Below are 24,300 nucleotides of genomic sequence, written 5' to 3'. Positions count from 1 at the left end.
GTTGCCGGCTGGATCGCCGCCGCTGTCCCGATGACCAGACAATGGGCGCCGAACGTTGCGGTCGAATGTCCGCAAACCGGTCATTTGGTAACAGAGTGTAACCGCCGGCCGTCCCGTAACCGGGCGTTACACATTTCCCCTTCACCCCCGACGCGCCTCGCCCGATCATGGAGCCATGGACCGCACGCCCCACCTCCTCGTCGTCGACGACGACCGCGAAATCCGCTCCCTCGTCGCCCAGTTCCTGACCAAGCACGGCTATCGTGTCACCGGGGTCAGGGACGGGGCGGAGATGATGCGCACGCTCGACGGCGCCCGCGTCGACCTGATCGTCCTCGACCTGATGCTGCCGGGGGAGGACGGGCTGTCGCTCTGCCGCCGGCTGCGCGCCACGCCGCAGACGGCGCAGACCCCCGTCATCATGCTGACCGCCATGGGGGAGGAGACCGACCGCATCGTCGGGCTGGAGATGGGCGCCGATGACTACCTGGCGAAGCCCTTCAGCCCGCGCGAGCTGCTGGCCCGCATCAAGGCGGTGCTGCGCCGCGTCTCCGCCCCGCCGGTGGCGGGCGCCCCGGCGGCGGCCGGCACGGTGCTGCGCTTCGAAGGCTGGTCGCTCGACCTGACCAAGCGGGAACTGCGCTCGCCCGACGGGGTGCTGGTCCAGCTGTCGGCCGGCGAGTATGACCTGCTGGTCGCCTTCGTCGAGCATCCGCAGCGGGTGCTGACCCGCGACCAGCTTCTCGATCTGGCGCGCGGGCGGTCGGCGGTTCCCTTCGACCGCTCCATCGACGTGCAGGTCAGCCGGCTGCGCCGCAAGATCGAACCCGACCCGGCCGAACCGACGCTGATCAAGACGGTGCGCGGCGGCGGCTATCTCTTCACCCCGACCGTCGGCAGCGGCGGACTGGCATCGTGACCACCCGGCCGGAAGAGATGACGGCGAAATCCAGGCTGGCCCGCCGCCGCAGCCTGCGCCGCCTGCGTCTGGGCTTCCCCGACAGCCTTGCCGCACGTATCGCCCTGACGGTGGTGCTGGCGCTGCTGCTGACCCAGGCGATCAGCGCGCTGGTCTATTTGACCGACCGCAGCGAGGGGCCGCCGATCCACGGTCCCAACGTGCTGATCCAGCGCATCACCGCCATCGTCCAGCTGGTGGAAAGCACGCCGCCGCCGGGCCGCGAGCGGGTGGTGCGCGCCATCGACGATCCGGTCCTGCGCGTCGAATGGCGCCCCGACCGCCCGCCGCCGCTGGCGCCCGACGCCATTTCCAGCGGCCGGTTCGACGGGCTGAAGCGCCGGCTGCGCGAGTCGCTCGACACCGCCGACCGCAACATCCTGGTCGAGGTCCAGCGCCCGCCCCGTGACGACCACCAGCATCCTCCCTTCATGGGCGGCGACGAGCCGCGGCGCTGGGGGCCGCATGTCCGGCTGTCGGTGCGGCTCGGCGACGGGTCGTGGCTCAGCTTCACCGGCGGCGATCCGCTGGCCGGTCCCTTCGGCATCGTGCGTTTCCTGTTGTGGATGGGCGCGATCGCCGCGGTGATCCTGCTGGTGTCGCTGCTGGCCGCCCGCCGGGTGACGGCGCCGCTGGCCAATTTCGCCGCCGCCGCCGAACGGCTCAGCGTCGACGGGCAGGCCGATCCGTTGACCGAGGAAGGCCCGCGCGAGCTGCGCGCCGCCACCCGCGCCTTCAACCGGATGCAGGCGCGGCTTGCCCGCTTCGTCGCCGACCGCACCCAGATGCTGGCGGCGATCAGCCACGACCTGCGCACGCCGATCACCCGCCTGCGCCTGCGCGCCGAGCTGGTGGACGATCCGGAGATGCAGCGCCGGATGCTGGCCGACCTGGACGAGATGGAGGCGATGATCTCCGCCACGCTGGCCTTCGCCCGCGACGACGCCCAGCGCGAGCCGCGCGGCCGCTTCGACCTTGCCGACCTGCTGCAGAGCCTGTGCGACGACCGCGTCGACGCCGGCCACCGCGCCCTCTACGACGGCCCGGCCCATGTGGTGGCGGAAGGCCGCCCGGTGGCGCTGCGCCGGGCGCTGGCCAACCTGATGGACAACGCCATCAAGTATGGCGGCGGCTTCATCGTCCGGCTGGAGACCGGCGCCGACGGCACCAATGCCGCCAATGCCCTGATCCACATCGACGACGACGGCCCCGGCATCCCGGAGGCGGAGTTCGAGAAGGTCTTCGCCCCCTTCTACCGGCTGGAACGCTCCCGTTCCCGCGACACCGGCGGCGTCGGCCTGGGCCTGTCCACCGCCCGCAGCATCATCCGCGGCCACGGCGGCGACGTGACCCTGGCGAACCGCGGCGAGGGCGGTCTGCGGGCGACGGTGACGCTGCCGCTCTGACCTTCTGATTGCCGCAAAGAAAAAGGGCCGCCCCACCGGGACGGCCCTTCTTTTTCAACCCTACGACCGCTTAGTAGCGGTAGTGGTCCGGCTTGTACGGGCCGGCGGTCGGCACGCTGATGTAGGCAGCCTGCTTGTCGGTCAGGGTGGTCAGCTTGGCGCCGATCTTTTCCAGATGCAGGCGGGCGACCTTCTCGTCCAGGTGCTTGGGCAGGACGTAGACCTTGTTCTCGTAGTTGGCGGCATTGGTCCACAGCTCGATCTGGGCCAGCACCTGGTTGGTGAAGCTGGCGCTCATCACGAAGCTGGGGTGGCCGGTGGCGCAGCCCAGATTGACCAGACGGCCCTGGGCGAGGACGATCAGGCGCTTGCCGTCGGGGAACACCACCTCGTCGACCTGCGGCTTGACCTCTTCCCAGACCAGATTGCGCAGGGCGTCGATCTGGATCTCGCTGTCGAAGTGGCCGATGTTGCAGACGATGGCGCGGTCCTTCATGGCCCGCATGTGGTCGATCGTGATGACGTCGACGTTGCCGGTCGCGGTGACGAAGATGTCGCCCTGCGGAGCGGCATCCTCCATCGTCACGACCTGATAGCCTTCCATGGCGGCCTGCAGCGCGTTGATCGGGTCGATCTCCGTCACCAGGACGCGGGCGCCCTGCGAGCGCAGCGAGGCGGCCGAGCCCTTGCCGACGTCGCCATAGCCGGCGACCACGGCGACCTTGCCGGCGACCATCACGTCGGTGGCGCGCTTGATGCCGTCGACCAGCGACTCGCGGCAGCCATAGAGGTTGTCGAACTTCGACTTGGTGACGCTGTCGTTCACGTTGATGGCCGGAACCTTCAGCGTGCCCTTCTTCATCATCTCATAGAGACGATGGACGCCGGTGGTGGTCTCTTCCGACAGGCCGCGGACGTCGTTCAGCATCTCCGGATACTTGTCGTGCATGATCTGGGTGACGTCGCCGCCATCGTCCAGGATCATGTTCGGGGTCCAGCCGTCCGGACCGCGCAGGGTCTGCTCGATGCACCACCAGAACTCCTCCTCCGTCTCGCCCTTCCAGGCGAAGACCGGGATGCCGGCGGCGGCGATGGCGGCGGCGGCCTGGTCCTGGGTCGAGAAGATGTTGCAGGAGGACCAGCGCACGGTGGCGCCGAGCGCGGTCAGCGTCTCGATCAGCACGGCGGTCTGGATGGTCATGTGCAGGCAGCCGACGATGCGGGCACCGGCCAGCGGCTTGGAGTCGCCGAATTCGGACCGCAGGGCCATCAGGCCCGGCATCTCGGTCTCGGCGATGGTGATCTCCTTGCGGCCCCAGTTCGCGAGGCTGATGTCCTTGACCTTGTAGTCCGTGAATTCGGCGGCCATGAGGGATGACTCCTGGTGGGCAGTGATGATTGGGGCAGCGATGATTGGCGCCGGCCGGATCGAATCCCCGGCCTTGCCGCTGTAATTTGCCAAGGGTGTATCAGCGGCATCGGAACCATGCAAGCATAAAGATATCTTTATGTTTGTTGGGTAGGGTGATGGAAAGACCGGTGATCGAAAGACCGGCCACATCCCTTTATGTTCGCTTTACGTTCCCATCTGCCGCGGCTAAGCTGCGGGCATGGACGAGATACGGCGATCCCCGATCAAGGGCCGCGGCGCGGTCAGCAACGCCACCGGGCGGTTCGAGCGCGAGACCCGCGTCCTGACCGACGACGGCTGGACCGGCTATGCCGAGGGTGGGAACGAGGCGCTGTCCGATCCCGTCCGCACCATTGTTGCCCCGGCGTCGGCCAAGTCGATCATCACCAGCAACCAGTCGCCCGACATCCCCTTCGACCGGTCGGTGAACCCGTACCAAGGGTGCGAGCACGCCTGCATCTACTGCTTCGCCCGGCCGACCCATGCCTATCTCGGCCTGTCGCCCGGATTGGATTTCGAGACCAAGCTGTTCGCCAAGCGCAACGCGGCGGAACTGCTGGCGAAGGAGTTGCGGGCGAAATCCTATGACTGCCGGCCGCTGGCGCTGGGGGCCAACACCGATCCCTACCAGCCGATCGAGCGGACGGAGGGCATCACCCGGCGGGTGCTGGAGGTCTGCCGCGACTTCAAGCAGCCGGTCAGCATCATCACCAAATCGGCGCTGGTGCTGCGCGACCTCGACATCCTGGCGCCGATGGCGGCGGAAGGGCTGGCGTCGGTCGCGCTCTCCGTCACCACGCTGGACCGCGACCTCGCCCGCGTGATGGAGCCGCGGGCCAGCACGCCGCCGCGCCGGCTGGAGGCGATCCGCAGCTTGACGCAGGCCGGCGTGCCGGTGGCGGTGCTCGCCAGCCCGATGATCCCCGCCCTGAACGACCATGAGCTGGAGGCGATCCTGGAGGCGGCGGCCGGGGCCGGGGCGAGCGCCGCAAGCTATATCCTGCTGCGCCTGCCGCTGGAGATCGCCGGGCTGTTCGAGGAATGGCTGCGCGTCCACGCCCCCAACCGCGCCGACCGCGTGCTGAGCCTGATGCGGCAGAGCCGCGACGGCGCGCTCTACCGCTCCGGATTCGGCACGCGGATGAAGGGCACCGGCCCTTACGCCGAACTGCTGCGCCATCGCTTCAAGCTGGCCTGCCGCAAGCATGGGCTGGGCGATCGGAGCTGGCAGCTCGACTGCAGCCGCTTCCGGGTGCCGCCGGCCGTGGGGGATCAGCTGTCGCTTCTGTGAGGGGCGGGAGTTGGAACAGCGTGGAACAGGGGGCCGGGTGGTGTTTCATCCGCCGCCTACCGGCGCCGGGAGAAGGGACCGGCGGCGCGGCGGCTCACCGGGCCGGGGTTGAGGTTGGGATAGGGTTCATGCTCGTTGACGGTCCAGGGGAAGACGCCCTTCGGACCCTCCGCTTCCGCCCGGGCCAGGATGGCGGCGATCATGGCCGGATCGGGCGGCGTGCGCTCGCGCAACGCACCGGGGACATCGTCGTCGAGTTCGGGCACGGTGACGGCGGGCGGGTCTTCGGGACGGGGCGATTGCAGGCCGGGCGGTTGCGTTTTGGTGTCCGGGAGATCTCTCGGAGTATCGAGACCGGCGAAGAGGCCGAGGCGTTCGGCCAGCCAACGGACGGTGGAGGGGTCGCCGGCCGAAACCAGCCGTTCGATCTGTTCGGCCACCAGGACGCGGAGCGAGGACAGGCGCAGTTCGGCTTCGCGGTTCAGGGCTTCACGCTCCCACCAGACGCGGATGCGGAAATCCTTGGAGCCGTAATAGGCCCGCCACAGGGTGGTGCGGCTGCAGCCCATGGCGCGGGATACCTGGAGAAAGCTGTTGCCGCGCGCCAGCATGCCGGCGGCCATGATCCATTGTTCCTCGTGGAACTGCGATCCCGGGACCAGCGAGCCTTCGGATGGCACCGGCGGCTCCTCCGCCCAGCAGGGGAAACGGTCGTCTTTCAGCGTGCGGGAATCGACGGGCATGGGGCGGCTCCGCGGAAGGGTGGGTCCTGCGGAGAGCTTATGGGAATTTTTTCCGGTATTGGAGATTTTATGCAAAGACCGCTGGTGGCCGGGGAGGTCGCGGCGTCCGGGGCAACATTTCCACGGATGTCACGGATTAAGACACGGATGACACGGATTTTTTGGTCTTGTGGACGCTCCGGCTTCGACCGGAAGCCATGGCTTCGGAACGCCACATCCGTGACATCCGTGTCTTAATCCGTGACATCCGTGTCGATCTTGCCCGCCATCTCCGCGGCTTCCCGCCCGGACGAGGTGTCGTCAGGATCGGCGGATCGTCTTGCCCCAGGGCGGCAGCGGGGCGGCGGGCTTCTGCCCGGAGGACGACAGCGCCGACAGCGGCAGGCGGCCGGTCGCCAGCATCGCCATCACCAGGGCCGGATGGGCCGGACCTGCGTTGGTGGTGTCGTGGTCGGTCTGCCCGGTCTCGGCCGGTTCGTCGTTCAGCGCCTCGTTGATGCGGGCGAAGGCTTCGATGTCTTTGATGTGCAGCATGGTCCGTGCCCCTCGGCTTCGACATTTGTGCGTCGCAGCAAAAACGAAGGTAACAGCTCTGCCCTCGAATGGTCTCACGTGCGGCGCTTTGACGCGGCCCATTTTCTAACGGACCGGCTCGCGAACGGCCAGCATAAGCCCGAAGCCGATGACGAAGAAAGTCAGAACCGTCGCCATGCCGGCGCGCTGGCTGTCGAAGGCCTGGGTCGCCAGCCCGAACAGCAGCGGCCCGAAGAAGCCGACGAAGCGGCCGGTCAGGCCGTAGAGCCCGAACATCTCGCCCGACATGCCGGGCGGGGCCAGCCGCGCCATCATCGACCGCCCGGCCGCCTGCGCCGGCCCGAAAAACAGTCCCAGCCCCAGCGCGAAGACCCAGAACCACAATCGGTCGGTCGCCAGCAGCAGCGGCAGGCCGCACGACCCCATGCCGGCCAGGGCGATCAGGATCACCGGCTTGGCACCCAGCCAGTCGTCCATCCAGGCGAAGCCGATGGCCCCCGCCCCGGCCACCACGTTGAGCGCGATGGCGAAGACGAGGATTTCCTCGAAGCTCATGCCGAAGCTGCCGGCGGCGAAGATGCCGCCGAACATGGTGATGGTGTTGATGCCGTCGCGGTAGAAGGCGCTGGCGACCAGGAAGCGCGCCACCTCGCGGTAGCGCCGGACCTGACGCAGCGTGGCGACCAGCGTCGCCACCCCCTCGCGCGCCGCCCGGATCAGGCCGTGGCCGGTGGACGGCTCGTCGGGCACCCAGAGGAAATAGGGCAGCGCGAACAGCCCGTACCAGGCGGCGGCCAGCAGGGCGGTGGCGCGGACATTGGCCTGCGGCCCCCAGTCGGCCCACTCCATCCCGAACAGGCCGAACAGCGGGGCCGGCGCCTTGACGAAGCCGACCAGCGCCAGGACGAGGCAGGCCAGCCCGCCGAAATAGCCGATGCCCCAGCCCCAGCCCGACACCCGGCCGAACAGCCGCTCCGGCACCAGCCCCGGCAGGGTGGCGTTGTAGAAGACGTTGGCCAGTTCGAACGCCACGGTGGCGACCACCACGCAGGCCAGCGCGAAGGCGGCGTCGGCCGGATCGGGACGCACCCACCAGAGGGCGGCGGTGAACAGGACGGTGACCAGCGTGAACAGCGCCATCCACGGCTTGCGCCGCCCGGCTCGGTCGGCGATGGCGCCCAGCACCGGGCTGAGCAGCGCGATGGCGACACCGGCCACGGTCATGGCGGCACTCCACCGCGCGGTGCCCTCGACCGGATCGCCGACGACGCCGCGGGCAAAATAGACCGCGAAGACGAAGGTGGTGATGATGGTGTTGTAGGCCGAATTCGCCCAGTCGTAGAGACACCAGGAGGCGATGGCGCGGCGGGAAGGGGCGTTGGGGGAGGGCGAAGCAAGTGCATTTGGCAAAATTCGACCCTCCGCGGGGGAAACCCGTCATTCCCGCGAAGGCGGGAATCCAGACTCTTCAAACACTTGCACGGGAAACTCTGGATCCCCGCCTTCGCGGGGATGACGGACGTCCTTATCACAGATCGGGAGCGCTCCCGCTTACCCCCGCTCGCCCCCCGCCAACCCGTCCACCCCGAAGGAGATCTGGTTGTTGTCGTAGCGGGCGACGATGCGCAGGCGGTCGCCGGCGGACAGCGCGATCGGCTTTTCCAGGAAGGTCATCGCCTGCTTCCAGTGGTTGGTGCGCGACCGGCTTTCCGACTTGTAGACCACCTCCTCGTCCATGAAGAGGTCGAACCAGAAGGCGACGCCGTGGCAGGTGCCGGCGGTGACGATCGTCACGTCGATCACCCGCTCGCCCTCCTCCGGCATGTTGCGGGTGAAGTCGAAATCCAGCGCGGTGAAGGGCTTGGACAGCGGGGTGTGGGCGTCGGCGCCGAGGTCGATCTGCTGGTAGCCGGGGGAGCGGAAGACGTCGAAGCTGCCCATGTCGAAGCCGTCGATGGTCTCCACCGGGTTGATGCGGGCAAGCTCCGGCGTCTCCACCAGCATGGCGTAGACGGTGGAGGCGCGCGGGATGATGGCGCCGCCCGGCTTCACCAGATGGGTGCGGGCATGCTGCAGCACCGACAGCATGCGCGGGGCCAGCATGCCGATGTTGATCAGTTCGGAGACGAAGACGTCGGCCTTCTCCGGCAGGTCGCCGCCCTCGCCAACCGTCAGCTGGGTGGACAGGCGCGGCACCACGTCGATGCGGCCGGCAAAGCCGTTGCGCGCCACGGTTTCCTTGGCGACGCGGGCGAGGATCGGGTTGACCTCGCAGGTCACGACCTTCTTGGCGCCGGCGCGGGCCGCCATCATGGCGACGATGCCGGAGCCGGTGCCGATCTCCAGCACCAGCGAATCGGGCTTCACCGCCCGTTCCAGCGACTGCTTGTAGGCCTCGTTCCGCTCGAAATCGTTGATCATCGGCAGGTGCCAGCCGGGTACCGCGTTGGAGTAGATCAGCCGGCGGGTGAACTTCACCATCGGGTGGTCGGGCGCCTGTTCGCGCGCCGCCTCGATCACCTCGATGGCCTCCGCCGCGCGGTCCAGGCTCTGCAGCACATGGGCGAGGCCGACCTGGGCGGGGATGAAGCGCGGGGCGGCGGCGAGCACGGTGCGGAACTCCGCCTCCGCCTCGGCCAGCCGGCCGCGGGTGGAGAGAAGCTCCGCCAAGCTGTAATGGACGTCGAGATAGTCGGGGGCCTGCTCCAGCGCGGTGCGGAAATGCTGCTCCGCCTCCTCAAGCTCGCCCAGCTCGCGCAGGGTGGCGGCGAGGAAATGGTGCATCTCCGGCGCTTCGGGGCGGAGGTCCAGCGCGGTGCGGAAGCAGTCCGCCGCCTCCTCCAGCCGGCTTTGCGCCTTCAGAGCGTTGCCGAGGTTGCCGTGCAGTTCGGGCAGGCGCGGATTGATGGCGAGGCCGGCGCGGAACGCCTCCTCCGCCTCCGCCGGGCGGGCCTGCTGGAAAAGCAGGCTGCCGCGGCTGTTGTGGAAGGACGGGTCGTTGCCGTTCTCCGCGATGGCCTGGGCGAATAGGGCCAGCGCGTTTTCCGGATGGTCGGTGTGGGCGGCGACCAGCCCCAGCAGGTGCAGCGCCTGGGCATTGTGCGGATCCGTCGCCAGGATCGCCCGGCAGTCCTGTTCCGCCCCCGCCAGATCGTTGCTGCGGAATCGCTTGGCCGCGTCGAGCAGGGTCGGGGCGGGGGTGTCGGTCATCGCTGCGGCTCCAAAGACGGCGGGTACGGCGGGAACACGAAAAGATCGCCGCACCATACCGGGAATTGCCGCCCCGCTACAGCCTTTCGATCCGCACCCTTTCACCGGGCTCGGCCATTGCGCCTGCGCGATTATCACGGCATCCATACCCGCAAAAGGAGAATAAGGAGTCGGGTGCATGTCGGACACGGGAATGATCGGGCGCGTGAAGGGCGGCATGATGGGGGCGCTGGCGGCGACGCTGCTGCTGGCGGGCTGCGCCACGGCGGAAATGGGCGGCGCGGGCGCCGGAGGGGGCGATGCCGCGGGATCGGCGGCGGCGCGGCGGTTCGAGGCGGTGCGGACCAGCCCGCCGGAACTGCGCGCCTTCCTCTACCGCATGCCCAAGGGGGCGGACCTGCACAGCCACCTGACCGGTGCGGTCTATGCCGAGAGCTACATGCGGATGGCGGCGGATGCCGGGCTGTGCTTCGACGTCAAGGCCAACACGCTGGTGGCGCCGACGGCGCAGGCGCCCTGCGACGCCAAGGCCGGGCGGCCGGGCGCCGCGGCGGTGACCGCCGACAGCGTGCTGTATCCGGTGGCGCTGGACGCGCTGTCGACGCGCGACGCGCTGCCGGTCTCCGGCTACAGCCTGCATGACCAGTTCTTCGCCACCTTCGGACGGTTCCGTGCCGCCGCCAACGCGACCCCCACTTCCACCGGCGATCTGCTGGCCGAGGTGGTGGACCGCGCCGGCCGGCAGGGTGAACGCCATGTCGAGCTGATGGTGTCCTTCGGCACCGGCCCGGCCGCCGCCATCGGCAAGGCGTTCGCCTGGACGCCGCAGGCGGCGGCCGACCTGTCGGGCACCGCCGACCGGCTCATCGCCGCCGGCCTGCCGGCGCTGGTCGCCCCGGCCCGGCAGGAGATCGACGCCGCCGAGTCGCGGATGCGCTCCGTCCTGGGTTGCGGCACGCCGGCGGCGCGGCCGGGCTGCGCGGTGTCGGTGCGCTACCTCCAGCAGGTGGCGCGGACGCAAGGACCGGGGCCGGTCTTCGCCACCACCCTGTTCAACGCCCTGCTGGAAGAGCAGGAGCCGCGAATCGTCGGCCTGAACTTCGTGGCGCCGGAGGACAATCCGGTGGCGCTGGACGACTACGACCTGCACATGCGCATGGTGGCGGAGGCGGTACGGCGCCATCCCGGCACCAACGTCGCGCTGCATGCCGGCGAACTGACGCTGGGCCTCGTCCCGCCGGAACGGCTGCGCGACCACATCCGCAAGGCGGTGGAGATCGCCGGCGCCAAGCGCATCGGCCACGGCGTCGACGTGATGTATGAGGACGATCCCCAGGGCCTGCTGCGGACGATGGCCGCGCGCAAGGTGGCGGTGGAGATCAACCTGACCAGCAACGACAAGATCCTGGGCGTCAGCGGCCGGAACCACCCGCTGCCGGTCTATCGCGCCGCAGGCGTGCCGGTGGTGCTGTCCACCGACGACGAGGGCGTGAGCAGGATCGACCTGACCAACGAGCTGCAGCGCGCGGTGGAGGAGTTCGGGCTGGGCTATGGCGATCTGGTCGGGCTGGCGCGCGCCAGCCTGGAGCACAGCTTCCTGCCCGGCGACAGCCTGTGGTCGGCCCCCGGCTGCGCCCCTCCGGTCCGCGAGGACTCCTGCCGCGCGGTGACGGAGCGCAGCGAGAAGGCGCGGGTGCAATGGGGGCTGGAACAGGCGCTGGCGCGGTTCGACCGCGAGATGGCGGGGGTGCGGTAACGCCCGGCCGGACGCCCGCCCGCGGCGATGGGAAGCGGCGGGCGGGTTGCGCGGGTTGGAACAGCGTGAAACAGACTCCGGCACCCTGTTCATCCGTTCAACGGAGCGGACAAGGGGGGCGGGCCGCCGTCGGAGCCCCGGAATGGCGCGGCGGATGGAACACCGGACCGGGCGGGTGGTGTTGCAGGACCTGCCGCCCGACGGCCAGCAAGGCCCGATATCCCGGAGCCGCACGCCGATCCGGCAGTGAAGCGGGCAGGACGAAAAGCGGACGACAGGCCTCATGTACGGCCTCCGGGATTGGAGATGGGTACGCAGTCCTATCACGACGGATGGCTTCAGACCAGCGCGGCCCGCGCAGTTCCGGTGGAAAGCCGTGGGTGAATGCCTTCGCCAAGGGATCGGGCCGTAATGCCGGGAGTGAAAAGGCTGTTCGGCATCACCGACGATCACAACGAGCTGTTTCAATGAGGCCGGAGCATTTCCGCTCCGGATTACTCTTGTCGCCGGCTCGATCCTCCGCGCGAAGGCCGGGGTGCTTCAATGAGGCCGGAGCATTTCCGCTCCGGATTACGGTCACCACCGCGGCGCCGTAGCTCGGCCGCCAGATGTCGCTTCAATGAGGCCGGAGCATTTCCGCTCCGGATTACCCGGCCGCGGTGATGGAGACCTGTCGTCCACCGACGTGCTGCTTCAATGAGGCCGGAGCATTTCCGCTCCGGATTACGACGCCGCCGGGACGCTCCGCAACGCCCTGTTCTATGCTTCAATGAGGCCGGAGCATTTCCGCTCCGGATTACAACGTCACCCCGTCGATGATCGTATGCGGCCCGGAGCTTCAATGAGGCCGGAGCATTTCCGCTCCGGATTACCCTCGTCGCCGACGGTCGGTACACCGCGAAGGTATGGTCGCTTCAATGAGGCCGGAGCATTTCCGCTCCGGATTACCAGGACATTCCCGCCGGCTGTGGCCTCATGGCGCGTGGTCCGCTTCAATGAGGCCGGAGCATTTCCGCTCCGGATTACAAGTGGCAGACCGACGGCACCACCGGCGATCCCGAGCTTCAATGAGGCCGGAGCATTTCCGCTCCGGATTACGCCGCTCGCCTTCCTTGACCACCGCCTCGCGCCGGTTGCTTCAATGAGGCCGGAGCATTTCCGCTCCGGATTACTTGGTACGGCATGACCGGATACGACGGCATCACCCGGCTTCAATGAGGCCGGAGCATTTCCGCTCCGGATTACACGAAGGCGGACACCATGCTGTTTCCGCGCGGCAAGACGCTTCAATGAGGCCGGAGCATTTCCGCTCCGGATTACTGGGGGGTGGCGATGGCTCAGCAGCGCAGGAAGGAAGTCCCGCTTCAATGAGGCCGGAGCATTTCCGCTCCGGATTACGGCGAGCGGCAGTTCGGGCGGGATGCGCCCAAGGAGCTTCAATGAGGCCGGAGCATTTCCGCTCCGGATTACTCCCGGTCGACCTGCACTACTGCCGGCGCGTCCAACTGCTTCAATGAGGCCGGAGCATTTCCGCTCCGGATTACAGCTTCTCCAGCGCGCGCAGGCGCCGGCCGCCGATGTGCTTCAATGAGGCCGGAGCATTTCCGCTCCGGATTACGGCGCGACCCATGCCCCAATTCCTGCAGCGCCGAATCATGCTTCAATGAGGCCGGAGCATTTCCGCTCCGGATTACTGCCTTGCCCTCAAACCGTTCAAAGTCCACAGCGATTCGCCCTGGAATCGAGCGGTGAGGGACTCTGTCGGCTCGGTCAGGTCTTTGGGTCCGTTTTCGTTCTGAACGATGTCAAAGAACCCAGGAAAAACAACGACTCCGCCCTTGCGAGCGGTGACGGGGGTTTCGCCTGTGCCGGACCGCTCGCGGCGGCGGGGCGGCGGTGGGAAGGATAGCATGGGGTGGGGGGCAATGCCATCGCAGGGGGCTGGCCGCCCTCTCCCGACCCCCTTACCCCTCCTCCGTATTCTCCCAGCCCCAGCGGGTCCAGGCGCCGTCGAGGAAGGCGGTCGGGCGGGGGGCGGCGGGGAGGCCGGGGCAGGACAGCAGGGACGGGGCGATGCGGCCGGCGCCGCGGGTCCACCACAGGCTGGCATCCGCGGGCAAGGGGCCGGACAGGCGGCCGAGAAGGGCGCGGGTGGCGGTGCCGACGCGCTCCGGCTCGGGACGGCCGAGGATGGCGAGGCGCGCCGGCAGGCCCTCGACATCGGCACCGGCGCGGCAGGCGTCGGCGGCCAGCGACTCGGCACGGGCCAGCCAGGGAGCGCAGGCGGCGGGGGCGTCGGCGATGTCGAAGCCGGCGGGCAGGCCGGCGGCGATGGTGAAGGGATAGGGACGGCCGACGCGGTCGGCGCTGGACATCCACACGCCGATCAGCGGGGTGGCGCCGCACAGGCCGGCCGACAGGGCGAAGCGCCAGACCGGGGCCTGGACGAACAGCGACTCCCATTCGGCGCCGAGCTGGCTGGCGGCCTCGCCCAACGCCGCCGACAGCCAGCGGTCCCATGGGCCGAGCACGGCGGGCGGCAGGCCGTGGCCGACGAAATCGCCGCGCGCCGGGACCTTGCCGTGGAAGCCCATCACCGGATCGGCGCCCAGCCCAACGCCCGGCCCGGCGGCAAGGCCGCGCGGCGTGCCGAAGGATCCCATCATGGCAGGGCGGCCCGGCTGGCCGGGGTCGGTTGTGGAGGTGGCTGGGGCGTCGATTCGGCCAGCACCTCGCGCACGCGGGCGACCAGGGCCTCGTCGGGCGGGACCGGGGCGAAGCCGACGGCGAACAGGGCGGCCAGATGGTCGCCGAGGGTGCGTCGTGCCGCCTCGTTGGCCGGGCCGGGAAGCGTGCGCTGCCAGTCGAGCGCCAGCCATTCCGCCAGCGCGCCGGCATCCATCGGTTCGGCCCCGCCGACCATGTGCCCAGTGATCATGTGATACAGGCGCAGGGTCCGGCGCAGCTGGTCGGGCAAGGCCCAGTCGGCGCGCAGACGCTCCTCCAGCCTGAGGGCGATGCGGGCGAGGAACTGGCTGCGCAGGGCGCGGCTGTAGGCCTCCCGCGCCGGGACGGCGATGCGGGCGCCCTGGTAGAGGCCGCCGGCCAGCGCCGGATCGGCCCAATTCTGCGCCTCGTCGAAGGCGTGCGGCAGGGCGCGCAGGGCGTCCAGCGCCGGCAGGATCGCCGCCGGGTCGGCATCGTCCACCCGCGTCAGCGCGCGCGGCGGCGTGTCGAGCGGGCGCAGCGCCGCCTCCACCGCCGCGGCGCCGGCATCGGCGCGGTCCAGCAGGGCGGCGTTGCCCCGCGCGCTGACCAGCCACCAGCCGCCGAGCGCCGCGCCCAGCAGCAGGGCGGCGGCGGCGGACAGGGCGTTGCGGCGGCGGCGGGTGCGCTCCAGCACGCGGTCGACCTGGGCGAGGTTGGCCTCCGGAAAGACGATGTCGGGCAGCAGCCGGTCGAGGAAATAGGTGGAGGCCGGGCCGTCTGCCTCCGGCTCCAGCAGGCCGAGCGGGCCGCCGGTCTGGGTGGCGCTGGTCAGGTAGAGCCCGCGCAGGCGCGGCGTCTCCTCACCCTGTTCGGAGCCGAAGACGGTGTCGACGATGTCGGCCAGCGCCGGCTCCAGCTCCGCCACCCGCAGCGGCAGGGTGAAGGCGTCGCTGCGGCGGCGGATGTCGGGCTCCTGGTGCAGCCGGTCGAGCAGCCGCTCGTCCAGCCGCCGCACCAGACCGGCATAGAGGTCGCGGAAGAGCGGCAGCGGGCTGGCGGTTTCCGGTTCTTCGGCCGGCAGGGTCAGGCCCCAGATCTGGCTGCGCGCCTCGCGGTCGAGCGGGTCGAAGAAGGTGGCGAAGCCGTCCAGCAGGTCGGCCTTGGTCAGCAGCAGATAGACCGGCAGGCGGACGCCCAACTGCACCCGCAGCTCGTTCAGGCGCTGACGGATCAGGATGGCGTGGTTGCGGCGCTCGGCATCGGTCCAGCCGGTCAGCTCGGGAATGCTGATGGTGAGAAGGACGCCGTTGGCGGGCTGGCGCGGGCGATGCTCCTTCAAGAGGTCGAGCAGGCCGGACCACACCCGGCCGTCCACCGCGCGCCGGCTGTCCTGGGTGGTGTAGCGGCCGGCGGTGTCGATCAGCACGGCGCGGTCGGTGAACCACCAGTCGCAGTTGCGGGTGCCGGCCAGACCGGCCAGCGGCCCGGTGACGGTGCCGTTGAGCAGCGGGGTGGCGAGGCCGGTGTTGGCCAGCGCGGTCGTCTTGCCCGAACCGGGGGCGCCGATCACCAGATACCAGGGCAGCTGGTAGAGATAGCGCCCGCCCCGCCGCTTGCGCAGCTGGGCCAGCACGGCGTCGAGGCGCTTGCGCACCACGCCGATCTCCTCCAGCGAGGCCTTCAGCTCCGGATCGCGGCCGGCGGCCAGCGCCTCCAGCAGGCGGGCGTTGGCGGCGCGCTCGCGGCCGTCGATGCGGCGGTTGACGGCGATCCACACCGCCAGCGCCAGCAGCAGCGGCAGCAGACGGACGCTCCAGTCGGCCTGGATGGTCGGCAGCAGGTGGGGGGCGGCGGATGCGGCCAGACGCGGCAGCAGCAGCCAGCCGGCCAGCCCCAGCGCCAGCGCGCCCGCCAGCGAGGTCGCCCAGCGGGCGCGGGCGGAGCGGTGGGGCGAGGGCGTGGCGGCGGGCTTGCGGCGCCTGCCGGTCTTCTTCGCCACAACCTTCTTCGCCGGAGTGGCGCCGGCCTTCTTGGGACGGGGATCGGCCATGGCGGGCGCCCTATTGCGGATAGAGGCGGATGTCGATCCGCCGGTTGGCGTCGCGCCCGGCGGGCGTGTCGTTCAGCGCGACCGGCTCCTGGTCGCCATGGCCCTCGGCCGACAGGCGGGCGGGGGCGATCGTGTGCTCCAGCAGCTTGCGGACGGCTTCGGCGCGGGCGTCGGTCAGGGATTGGGCGGTGGCGAGACGGCCGGCGGGCGGAGTCTGGTCGTCGGTGTGGGCGACCACCAGCACGCCGCCGGACTCGGTCGCCAGGGTCTGGCCCACCCGCTCGACGATGGCGCGGTGGCGGGCCTTCACCGCGTCGCCGCCGGTGGCGAACATCGCCGCCGCCGGGATGCGGATGACCAGGGCGCCGTCCTCCCCCGCCAGCACCTCGACGGAGCCGGTGCGGATCTCCGGGGCGAGTTGGCCGGTGATGCGGGCGATCAGGGCCGGGCCGGCGGTGGGCGGCGGCGGCGGGACCAGCCGGGCGATCTCGATCGGGCGGTCGGGCAGCAAGGCGGCGATGCGGGCGGCCACCGGCTCCGCTTGGCGGTCGAGGGTGCCGGCGAGATGGACGTAGAGGCCGGACAGGCCCAGCGCCACCGCCGCCCAGATGAGCCAGCCGGGCAAGCCGCCGCCAAGGGTATTGCGAACTGGGCGGAACGGCTCCGCCACCCCGGCCCAGGCGGGAGACAGCTCGGCCGGCACGTCGCCGCGGGCGCGGCGCAGGATGCGGTACAGCTCGTCACGCAGGCGGGCGAGGTCGTGGCCGCCGCCGGGCTTGTCGCGGAAGCGGCCTTCGAAGCCCAGCGACAGGCAGGCGTAGAACAGCTCCAGCGCATGACGGTGGCGGCGCGGGTCGCCCAGCATGCCGTCGAGCAGGTCGAAGAAGCGCACCCCGGCACCGGGCTCGGCCACCGCCGCCCCGCCATGGCCGGCGGCGCGGGCGACGTCGTCCAGCGTGGCGGCCAGCGCAATGCGGGCGGCGCGGATGTCGTCGGGGTCGAGGGCGGCGCTGGCGGCGGCGCGGTCGAACCGCTCCAGCGCCGAGGCGGCGGCGGCGCGCGGCGGGTCGGACAGGGCGCGGTCGCGCAGCGAGGTGGCGAGCGCCAGCACCGGCGCGGCGACGCTGAGCAGCGGGTTGAGGACATCGCGGGGGCGGGCAGGCGGAGCGGGGGTGTCGGCGGCGGCCGGCGGGGGGGCGGCCTCCGCCAGCAGGTCCGCTCCGTCCGATCGCTCGTCCGCTTGCCGCTCGTCCGCCTGCATGTGTCGTCCGCCGTGGGGAAAGTCGGGGGGAGGTATAGCAGGGTCGGGGCGGTGGGGGGAACTTGAAGCCCTCTCCCGTCCCGGGAGAGGGAGGGGACCCGCGCCGTCAGGCGTGGGGAGGGTGAGGGCGCAGCCAAGTATCCCGAAGCCCATGGCTCCGTGCCTCACCCCTCACCCTTCCCATGCTCCGCATGGGCCCCTTCCCTCTCCCGGGGCGGGAGAGGGAGCCTACCGCACCCCGGTGTTGCTGTAGTCGTGCTGCACCTTCGGCGCGGCGCCGGAGCTGCCGGCGATCTTTTCGATCAGCGAACCGATGGCGCCGCCGGGCGGGGCGTCGGCCGAGGCCATCGGGACACCGTTCGGTATCGCGCTTCCCGGCGGCGGCGTCCAGGCGGGGGCGCCGTCCAGGCCGGGGAGCGGGCGGGCGGGCTTGCCGGCATGGGCGTCCAGCATGAATTCGCGCCACAGCTTGGCCGGCAACGTGCCGCCGGTGACCTTCTTCATGGCGTCGTTGTTGTCGTTGCCGAGCCAGACGCCGGCGACCAGATCGGCGGTGAAGCCGACGAACCACGCGTCGTGATAGTCCTGGGTGGTGCCGGACTTGGCCGCCGCCGGGCGGTTCAGCCGGGCGCTGCGGCCGGTGCCGTAGTCGAGCACGCCGCTCATCATCCGGGCGAGCTGGACCGCGTGGGCAGGGTCGACCACTGGCGCGCCGCCGCCGCCCTGGCGCCGGTAGAGCACGGCGCCGTCGCGGCTCCTGATCTCGGTGATGGCATAGGCCCAGACGGGGACGCCGCGGTTGGCGATGCCGGCATAGGCGCGCACCAGCTCCAGCGGCGTCACCTCGCTGGTGCCGAGCGCCAGCGACAGGTCGCGGGTCAAGGGCGAGGAGATGCCGAGGTTCGACGCGATCCGCCGCACCCGGTCGGTGCCGACCCGGTCGATCAGCCGCGCCGTCGCGGTGTTGGACGAATGGGCCAGCGCCGAGGCCAACGTGATGCTGCCGCGGTACTTGCCGTCGTAATTGCCGGGACTCCAGGTGCCGAGCTGCACGGGAGCGTCGTCGATCAGGCTGTCGGGGGTCCAGCCGGTTTCCAGCGCCGCCAGATAGACGAAGGGCTTGAAGGCCGAGCCGGGCTGGCGCAGCGCCTGGGTGGCGCGGTTGAACTCGCTGCTGTCGTAATCGCGGCCGCCGACCAGCGCGCGCACGGCGCCATCGGGGCTCATGGCGACCAGCGCGCCCTGGCGGACGTTGGCGGCGGCGCCGGGGCCGGCGAGCAGAGCCTCCATCCGCTGTTCGGCGGCGCGCTGCATCCGCAGGTCCAGCGTGGTGCGGACGATGACGTCGCCATGGTCGGGACCGGCGAAGCTCGGCACCAGATCGGTCACCCAGTCGGCGAAATAGCGGCCGTCGCCGCCGGGCCGGCGCTTGGGCGAGGGCTTGGCTGTGCGGGCGGCGTCGTACTGCGCCTGGGTGAGATAGCCGGCGTCGAGCATCGCCGCCATCACCACCCGCGCCCGCTCCGCCGACTCATCGGGGTTGGAACTGGGGGCGTAACGCGACGGCGCCTTCAGGAGACCGGCGAGAACGGCCGATTCGCGGATGTCGACCTCGGTCGCCGGCTTGCCGAAATAGGTGCGGGCGGCGGCGTCCACCCCGAAGGTGCCGGCGCCGAGATAGACGCGGTTCAGATAGGCGGTGAGGATCTGGTCCTTGGTGAAGCGGCTCTCCAGCCACAGCGCCAGCATCGCCTCTTGAATCTTGCGCTTCAGCGACTTCTCGGGCGTCAGGAACAGGTTCTTGGCGAGCTGCTGGGTGATGGTGGAGCCGCCCTGCACCGCCCGGCCGGAGCGCCAGTTGACGTAGACGGCGCGGGCAAGGCCGAGCGGGTCGATGCCGAAATGGCTGTAGAAGCGGCGGTCCTCGATCGCCAGCACGGCGTCGACCAGATGCGGCGGCAGATCCTTCACGCTCAGCGTGGTGCCGTGCAGGTCGCCGAAGCGGGCGAACTCGCTGCCGTCGGCGGCCAGAACGGTGATCGAGGCGCGGCGTTCGAACTGCGCCACCTTGGAGATGTCCGGCAGGTCGAGCGCGAACCAGGCCAGCACCGCGCCAAGCCCGATGCCGCACCAGATGGCGGCGACGAGGCCCCATTGCAGCAGTTGCCTCATCCAGCCGCCGCCCTTGGCCCTGTTGTTTTTTGGCGGCTGCGGCGGCTGCGGCGGCTGGGAACCGCCGGACCGGGGAGCGGACGGCTTGGACGCTTTTATCTTGGGCAAGGAGATCCTTGGCAGGGTGAAGGGCGGCAGGGTGAGGGACGGCAGCGTGAAGGACGGCAAGCCGCGGCGGCGGGGCCGGCGGGACTGCTTGTAAGGCGTCGGTGGCGGGGCGGCGGAGGGGGGCGGCTGCCTGCGGCGCGGCTTGCCCTGGCCAAGGGCAGCCAGCCGGTCGCGGGCAATCTCGAACGCCTTGGCGGCCAGCGCACGGGCGACCTCGCCCGCCGTCAGCCGGTCGAGCGGCGACGGGTCTTCGCGGGTGCGGATCGGGCGCGGACCGGCGTAGAGCTGGCCCGTCCTCTGGTCCCTTTGGTGGTCGGGTCGGTCGGCGGTCACGGCGCGCTCGCTGAAGCCCCATCGGGTCGATGCGGTGAGTGCGGGAAACGTTCCCGCTTCGGTCCTCATACGCCTACATCCCCGCCGCCGGAAGACCGGTGGCAGGCCGACGATTATTTGTCTCCCGACCGTGGCGAAAGGATGACGCTATCCGAAATTGCGGAGGGGTTCCCCTCTCACCGCAGCCACTCCACCATTCCCTTGCCGGCCGCCACGCCCATGGCGAAGCAGCCCTGCAGCAGATAGCCGCCGGTCGGCGCCTCCCAGTCCAGCATCTCGCCGGCCAGGAACAGGCCGGGGCGGCGGGTCAGCATCAGCCGGTCGTCCAGTTCCGACAGGCGGACGCCGCCGGCGCTGGAGATCGCGCGTTCGATGGGACGGACGCCGGTCAGCACCACCGACAGCCCCTTGATCTGACGGGCCAGCGCCACCGGATCGGTCAGGTCGGCGGCGGGGGCGAACTCGCGCAGCAGGGCGGCGCGCGGGCCGGTCAGCGACAGCGACTTCTTCAGGAAGGTGGACAGCGACTCGGCGCCACGGCGGCGCAGGCGCTTGACCAGCTCGGCCTCGGCCATGTCCGGCAGCAGGTCCAGCGTCAGGGTCGCCCAGCCCTCCCTGGTAATGGCGTCGCGCAGCGGGGCGCTCAGCGCATAGACGGCGCCGCCTTCGATCCCGGTCTCGGTGATGACGAACTCGCCTTTCAGACGACGGCCGGCAGCAGACAGTCCGACGCTCTTCACCGGCTGGCCGGCGAAGCGGTCGCGCAGGTGATCGGACCAGGGCACCTCGAAGCCCATGTTGGACGGCACCAGCGGTGCCACCTCCACCCCCAGACCCTCCAGCAGCGGGACCCAGCCGCCGTCCGACCCGGTGCGTGGCCAGCTCGCCCCACCCAGTGCCAGCAGCGTGGCGCGCGGGGCGACGGTTACGACGTCCTCTCCGGTGCGGAAGGTCAGGGCGCCGGTGTCGTCCCAACCGGTCCAGCGGTGGCGGCTGTGCAGGGTGACGCCCAGCCCGGCCAGCCGCCTCAGCCAAGCCCGCACCAGGGTGGAGGCCTTCATCTGCACCGGGAAGACGCGGCCGCTGCTGCCGACGAAGGTCTCGATGCCCAACCCGGCCGCCCAGCCGCGCAGGTCGTCCGGCGAGAAGCCGGCCAGCAGGCGGCGGAACAGCGGCTCGGCGGCGCCATAGTGGGGCAGGAAGCGGTCGAGCGGTTCCGAATGGGTCAGGTTCAGCCCGCCGCGCCCGGCCAGCAGCAGCTTGCGCGCCGGGGTCGGCGCGTGGTCGAACACGGCGACCCGCAGGCCGGCGGCCGCGGCGATCTCCGCCGCCATCAACCCGGCGGGGCCGGCGCCGATGATCGCCACGTCCGGGATCACGTCAGGGGTGGGATGGGGCACTTGGCGGGGCTTTCACAAAAGGACATGCCCCCGCCGTTCCCATGCAGCGCGGGGAAGGGCGGGGGCATTCCGGTCTCGACCTCGGTCCACAGGGTCAATCCCTTGGGGGTCAGTCCCTTGGGGATCAGTCCTCGTAGTCGTCCTGGTCCTGCGATACTTCCTCGGCCAGGTCGGCGGCGAGGTCGGCGAAATAGCCGGCGTCGACGTCCAGGCCGTTCTCCTCGCAGATGCGCATGAAGATGCGGTAGGCGTGCAGGATGGCGACGTCGAGGACGACGAGGTCCCCCTCCTCGCTGTGGCGGTCGGCGACGTCCCGCTCCTGAAGGGTGGCGACGATGTCGTGCGCGGCGGCCTGCAGGACCGCGTCCATGGCTTGTTTGTGTTGGGTCGACATCGTGTGGATCCTTGTCCCGGTCGTGCTTCGCGCCCCCGCCCGGCCTGACCGGCGCCGCATGGCCGGCGGGGGTGGTCGAACCGTCGGACGGGGCGGGCACCCCCCGGCTCACGTCTGAAGGGGCACCGTTCGTCCGCGAAAGTTCGGCCTCCCCCTTGTTGTAGAATCCTTTTTCACGGCCGAACAAGCCCCTTCACGGGGGGCCGGGGCGCGTCCTTCCGGGTAGCCTCGTACCGGTTCCCCGGCGTTGCCCGTTCAGCGCTTGAGGGGCGCCAGCAGGGCGGCACCGACATAGCCCAGCGCCTTACCCTTCCGCCCGACCTTGTACCAGCCGTCGGCGGCCTCCAGCACGGTGACGCGCTCGCCGGCGTCCAGCACGTCCAGCACCTTGGCGTCGCAGACCGGGGCGACACGCAGGTTGCCGGCCGCGCGCAGCCGGGCGACGGTCCCGCCGGGCAGGCGGGGGCGTTGCGCCCGCTCCGGCAGGTCGTCGGGCAGGGCGCAGCCACGGTCTTCCGGATCGGCCTTGGCATAGCGGCCGGGCTTTGGCGCCGCGGTGGGCGCCGCGCTGGGCGCTGCGTTTGTCGTGCGGTTGGCGGCGGCTTCCGCCAGATAATCGCCGGCGACGTAGCCCTGCGGCTTCCCCTCCCGCCCGACCCGCTGCCAGCCGTCGACGGGCGGGCCGAAGGCCGTCACCTGCTCGCCCTTCTCCACCGTATCCAGAACCCGGCCATCGGCGTCCGGTGTCGCCCGCAGATAGATGCCGGCGGTGGCCGTCACGCTGCGCCGCGCCGGAGCGGCCGCAGGCGGTTTGGCGGTCGGCTTGGCAGGCGGCTCCACGGTGATCGGCTTTTCAGCCGTCGCTGCGGGGGCCGGCTGGAGCGCCACGTCGCCCAGTGGATCGATCGGCGGCTTCACGGGCGGCAGGGGCGGAAGCGCGACGGCCGGGGGCGCTTCGGCGGGTTTGGCGTCGGGCGGCTTCACCGCGGCGGGCGGTGCCGGCGCCCGGCTGGCGGCGGGCTCGGCCGGGGCGGGGCGTGGATCCGGAGGCGACAGCGGTGCCGGCGCTTCCGGCGGATGCTCCCAGACCACGCCCGGGGTCAGCGGCGGCGAAAGGAGCTGTGTCGGCGTCAGCCGGGGGAGAGCGACGATGGGGCCGGCGGCGGGGGTCAGCCGGTCGGCCGGCGTTTTGGCCGGCGTTTCGGCCAACGCTCCTGCCATGCAGGCGCTCAGCAGCAGGGCGGACGCCGCGAACCGCAGGATGGAGTTCCGCCGCACTCGGCCCATCGCATCCCCCCTCAATCGAGCGTGATGCGGGCGATCAGCGTCGGCAGCGTCTGGCAGCGCAGAAGCCCGTCCAGCGTCCGGTGCTCGGCCAGCCGCAATGTCAGGGCGCAGCCGAAGGAGTTCACCGCCAGTTCGGTCTGCGCCAGGGTGCCGACGATGCTGGACGGCCGGGCGATGCTGTAGCCGGGCGCCCCCAGCTTGCCGGCCAGCGCGCCGTTGACCGGGCTGAAGCCGTCGATCTCCAGCGTCATCGGCCCCAGATTCTGCACCACCACCTCGGAGCTGGGATCCTCCTTGGTGGCGTAGAGCTGGACCGGAACGGCGCGGTGGCGGGCGATCCAGTCCTTCAGCGCCAGATTGGCGACCACCGGATCGCGGCTCTGCAGCGCCGCGTCCATCGCCGTCTGGCGCAATGCCGGATCGTTGCCGCCCAACGCCGCTTCGAAGGCGGCCAGCCGCGCGGCGCGGTCCGGACCGGACAGCTTGCCGCGCAGGTCGGCGACCTGGGCGATGCGCGCCTCGACCGCCCGGTGTTCGGTTTCCGCGCGGGCGGCTTCGGCCTTGGCCGCGGCGGTCTGCTGGGCCAGCCGTTCCTCCTCCCGCCGGCGGCGTTCGGTATCCTCGGCCAGCCGTTGCGCGGCGTCGCGATCCAACTGCTCGCGCAGGCTTTTTGCTTCCGGCGTGCCGAGAACCACCGTGCGGCCGGGCAGCTCGGCGGCCGGCTTGCCGATGCCGTCGAACAGGCCGGGGCTCTGCGGCGTCAGCGCGACGGTCCAGCCGCCGGCCCCGTGGCTGGCGAGCGCCGTCGCGACCCAGCTCTTGGTCAGCCCGGCTTCGGCCGCCGGACGCAGGAAGGTCACCGGCCCCTCGCGGCTGTCCACCAGATAGGTCGGGCCGCCAAGCACCACCGTCGCGGTCACCCGCGCCGCCATCCGCGGTTCCGCCGCCCGAGCCTCCGGGGACGGCGGGGCGGCCAGCGGCTCCACGGTCAGCGATTCGATGCGCCAGGGAGCCGGCAGCAGCGCTTCGATCCGGCTGCGGAGAAGGGAGTCCGGGATGGTCTCGGCGGGAAGGGCCGTGGCGGGCCCGGTGGCATCGGCAGCCCAGGCGCTCGGTGTCGCCGGGGCGATCCAGGGGGCCCAGGGAGCCAGGAGCCCCATGGCGAACCCGGCTGCGATGCGGGCCGCGAATCGTCCGTTCTCCGGTCGCGTCATCGCCGATCCTTCCCCTTCTTCCGCCGTCCGGCACTGGTATAGCGAAGGTACAGGCCAAAGGAA

Annotated in this window: 17 protein-coding genes and 1 CRISPR repeat array; of the genes, 4 read left to right on the top strand and 13 right to left on the bottom strand. The window is 70.8% G+C overall.

Going from position 1 to position 24,300, the window contains the following annotated elements; translation table 11 throughout:
- Positions 1–175 precede the first annotated feature (175 nt).
- On the top strand, positions 176–919 hold the full coding sequence (locus TSH20_RS18190; RefSeq protein ID WP_085087326.1) for a response regulator: 744 nt from the start codon (positions 176–178) through the stop codon (positions 917–919).
- Positions 916–2,364 carry an ATP-binding protein gene (locus TSH20_RS18185; protein ID WP_348770444.1) on the top strand — a complete coding sequence of 483 codons (1,449 nt, stop codon included), beginning with the start codon at positions 916–918 and terminating at the stop codon, positions 2,362–2,364. The genes TSH20_RS18190 and TSH20_RS18185 overlap by 4 nt, the downstream gene beginning before the upstream one ends.
- Positions 2,365–2,434: 70 nt before the next feature.
- On the opposite strand, the gene ahcY is transcribed toward TSH20_RS18185, so the two are convergent.
- Positions 2,435–3,733 carry an adenosylhomocysteinase gene (gene ahcY / locus TSH20_RS18180; protein WP_109076028.1) on the bottom strand — a complete coding sequence of 433 codons (1,299 nt, stop codon included), beginning with the start codon at positions 3,731–3,733 and terminating at the stop codon, positions 2,435–2,437.
- Positions 3,734–3,974: 241 nt separating this feature from the next.
- On the opposite strand from ahcY, the gene TSH20_RS18175 reads away from it, so the two are divergent.
- Positions 3,975–5,066: a PA0069 family radical SAM protein gene (locus tag TSH20_RS18175; protein ID WP_109076027.1), complete on the top strand. Its 1,092-nt coding sequence runs from the start codon at positions 3,975–3,977 to the stop codon at positions 5,064–5,066.
- 56 nt (positions 5,067–5,122) lie between these two features.
- Here TSH20_RS18175 and TSH20_RS18170 read toward each other — a convergent pair whose 3' ends face one another.
- The 4 genes from TSH20_RS18170 to TSH20_RS18155 form a co-directional block, all read right to left on the bottom strand.
- Positions 5,123–5,809 (bottom strand): hypothetical protein, encoded by a 687-nt coding sequence (locus TSH20_RS18170; protein WP_109076026.1) that lies wholly within the window; start codon positions 5,807–5,809, stop codon positions 5,123–5,125.
- A gap of 300 nt (positions 5,810–6,109) precedes the next feature.
- Positions 6,110–6,343 carry a hypothetical protein gene (locus TSH20_RS18165; RefSeq protein WP_109076025.1) on the bottom strand — a complete coding sequence of 78 codons (234 nt, stop codon included), beginning with the start codon at positions 6,341–6,343 and terminating at the stop codon, positions 6,110–6,112.
- Between the two features lie 105 nt (positions 6,344–6,448).
- Positions 6,449–7,753, bottom strand: a complete 1,305-nt coding sequence (locus tag TSH20_RS18160; protein WP_109076024.1) for an MFS transporter — start codon at positions 7,751–7,753, stop codon at positions 6,449–6,451.
- Between the two features lie 141 nt (positions 7,754–7,894).
- Entirely contained in the window at positions 7,895–9,553 is a 1,659-nt protein-coding gene (locus tag TSH20_RS18155) for a tetratricopeptide repeat protein (protein WP_109076023.1), read from the bottom strand.
- A 178-nt stretch (positions 9,554–9,731) separates the two neighbouring features.
- Here TSH20_RS18155 and TSH20_RS18150 point away from each other — a divergent pair, with 178 nt between their 5' ends.
- Complete coding sequence (locus tag TSH20_RS18150) at positions 9,732–11,309, top strand: adenosine deaminase (protein WP_146205311.1); 1,578 nt, start codon at positions 9,732–9,734, stop codon at positions 11,307–11,309.
- A gap of 461 nt (positions 11,310–11,770) precedes the next feature.
- Positions 11,771–13,003: direct repeats of the CRISPR family, unit length 37 nt; unit sequence GCTTCAATGAGGCCGGAGCATTTCCGCTCCGGATTAC.
- Between the two features lie 270 nt (positions 13,004–13,273).
- On the opposite strand, the gene tagF is transcribed toward TSH20_RS18150, so the two are convergent.
- The 8 genes from tagF to TSH20_RS18105 all read right to left on the bottom strand — a co-directional run bounded on the left by tagF (position 13,274) and on the right by TSH20_RS18105 (position 24,237).
- Positions 13,274–13,975 carry a type VI secretion system-associated protein TagF gene (tagF, locus tag TSH20_RS18145; RefSeq protein WP_247871088.1) on the bottom strand — a complete coding sequence of 234 codons (702 nt, stop codon included), beginning with the start codon at positions 13,973–13,975 and terminating at the stop codon, positions 13,274–13,276.
- Positions 13,972–16,068: a type VI secretion system membrane subunit TssM gene (gene tssM, locus TSH20_RS18140; RefSeq protein ID WP_109076021.1), complete on the bottom strand. Its 2,097-nt coding sequence runs from the start codon at positions 16,066–16,068 to the stop codon at positions 13,972–13,974. Before tssM ends, tagF begins: the two co-directional genes overlap by 4 nt.
- A 10-nt stretch (positions 16,069–16,078) precedes the next feature.
- Positions 16,079–17,329 (bottom strand): type IVB secretion system protein IcmH/DotU, encoded by a 1,251-nt coding sequence (gene icmH / locus TSH20_RS18135; RefSeq protein ID WP_109076020.1) that lies wholly within the window; start codon positions 17,327–17,329, stop codon positions 16,079–16,081.
- Positions 17,330–17,557: 228 nt separating this feature from the next.
- The gene (locus TSH20_RS18125) at positions 17,558–20,011 is read right to left on the bottom strand and encodes a penicillin-binding protein 1A (protein ID WP_247874486.1); all 2,454 of its coding nucleotides are present in this window, start codon (positions 20,009–20,011) and stop codon (positions 17,558–17,560) included.
- A gap of 107 nt (positions 20,012–20,118) precedes the next feature.
- Entirely contained in the window at positions 20,119–21,342 is a 1,224-nt protein-coding gene (locus tag TSH20_RS18120) for a TIGR03862 family flavoprotein (protein WP_282183576.1), read from the bottom strand.
- A 124-nt stretch (positions 21,343–21,466) separates the two neighbouring features.
- Complete coding sequence (locus TSH20_RS18115) at positions 21,467–21,736, bottom strand: hypothetical protein (RefSeq protein ID WP_085087355.1); 270 nt, start codon at positions 21,734–21,736, stop codon at positions 21,467–21,469.
- Positions 21,737–21,991: 255 nt separating this feature from the next.
- Complete coding sequence (locus TSH20_RS18110) at positions 21,992–23,014, bottom strand: SH3 domain-containing protein (RefSeq protein WP_247871089.1); 1,023 nt, start codon at positions 23,012–23,014, stop codon at positions 21,992–21,994.
- 20 nt (positions 23,015–23,034) lie between these two features.
- A complete protein-coding gene (locus tag TSH20_RS18105) occupies positions 23,035–24,237 on the bottom strand; it encodes a hypothetical protein (protein WP_109076017.1) in 1,203 nt (400 codons plus the stop codon).
- Between the last annotated feature and the right edge of the window lie 63 nt (positions 24,238–24,300).

The organism is Azospirillum sp. TSH20 (assembly GCF_003115935.1).
GTDB lineage: Bacteria > Pseudomonadota > Alphaproteobacteria > Azospirillales > Azospirillaceae > Azospirillum.
Note: the sequence above shows the minus strand (reverse complement) of the source record. Positions and strands in the feature narration are given on the sequence as shown.

Excerpts from the sequence above, each read along its gene's own strand:
- TSH20_RS18150 (WP_146205311.1), top strand. The coding sequence starts at position 9,732 with ATGTCGGACACGGGAATGATCGGGCGCGTGAAGGGCGGCATGATGGGG.
- icmH (WP_109076020.1), bottom strand. The coding sequence starts at position 17,329 with ATGCAGGCGGACGAGCGGCAAGCGGACGAGCGATCGGACGGAGCGGAC.
- tagF (WP_247871088.1), bottom strand. The coding sequence starts at position 13,975 with ATGATGGGATCCTTCGGCACGCCGCGCGGCCTTGCCGCCGGGCCGGGC.
- tssM (WP_109076021.1), bottom strand. The coding sequence starts at position 16,068 with ATGGCCGATCCCCGTCCCAAGAAGGCCGGCGCCACTCCGGCGAAGAAG.
- TSH20_RS18115 (WP_085087355.1), bottom strand. The coding sequence starts at position 21,736 with ATGTCGACCCAACACAAACAAGCCATGGACGCGGTCCTGCAGGCCGCC.
- TSH20_RS18165 (WP_109076025.1), bottom strand. The coding sequence starts at position 6,343 with ATGCTGCACATCAAAGACATCGAAGCCTTCGCCCGCATCAACGAGGCG.
- TSH20_RS18190 (WP_085087326.1), top strand. The coding sequence starts at position 176 with ATGGACCGCACGCCCCACCTCCTCGTCGTCGACGACGACCGCGAAATC.
- TSH20_RS18105 (WP_109076017.1), bottom strand. The coding sequence starts at position 24,237 with ATGACGCGACCGGAGAACGGACGATTCGCGGCCCGCATCGCAGCCGGG.
- TSH20_RS18125 (WP_247874486.1), bottom strand. The coding sequence starts at position 20,011 with ATGAGGACCGAAGCGGGAACGTTTCCCGCACTCACCGCATCGACCCGA.
- TSH20_RS18155 (WP_109076023.1), bottom strand. The coding sequence starts at position 9,553 with ATGACCGACACCCCCGCCCCGACCCTGCTCGACGCGGCCAAGCGATTC.
- TSH20_RS18170 (WP_109076026.1), bottom strand. The coding sequence starts at position 5,809 with ATGCCCGTCGATTCCCGCACGCTGAAAGACGACCGTTTCCCCTGCTGG.
- ahcY (WP_109076028.1), bottom strand. The coding sequence starts at position 3,733 with ATGGCCGCCGAATTCACGGACTACAAGGTCAAGGACATCAGCCTCGCG.
- TSH20_RS18175 (WP_109076027.1), top strand. The coding sequence starts at position 3,975 with ATGGACGAGATACGGCGATCCCCGATCAAGGGCCGCGGCGCGGTCAGC.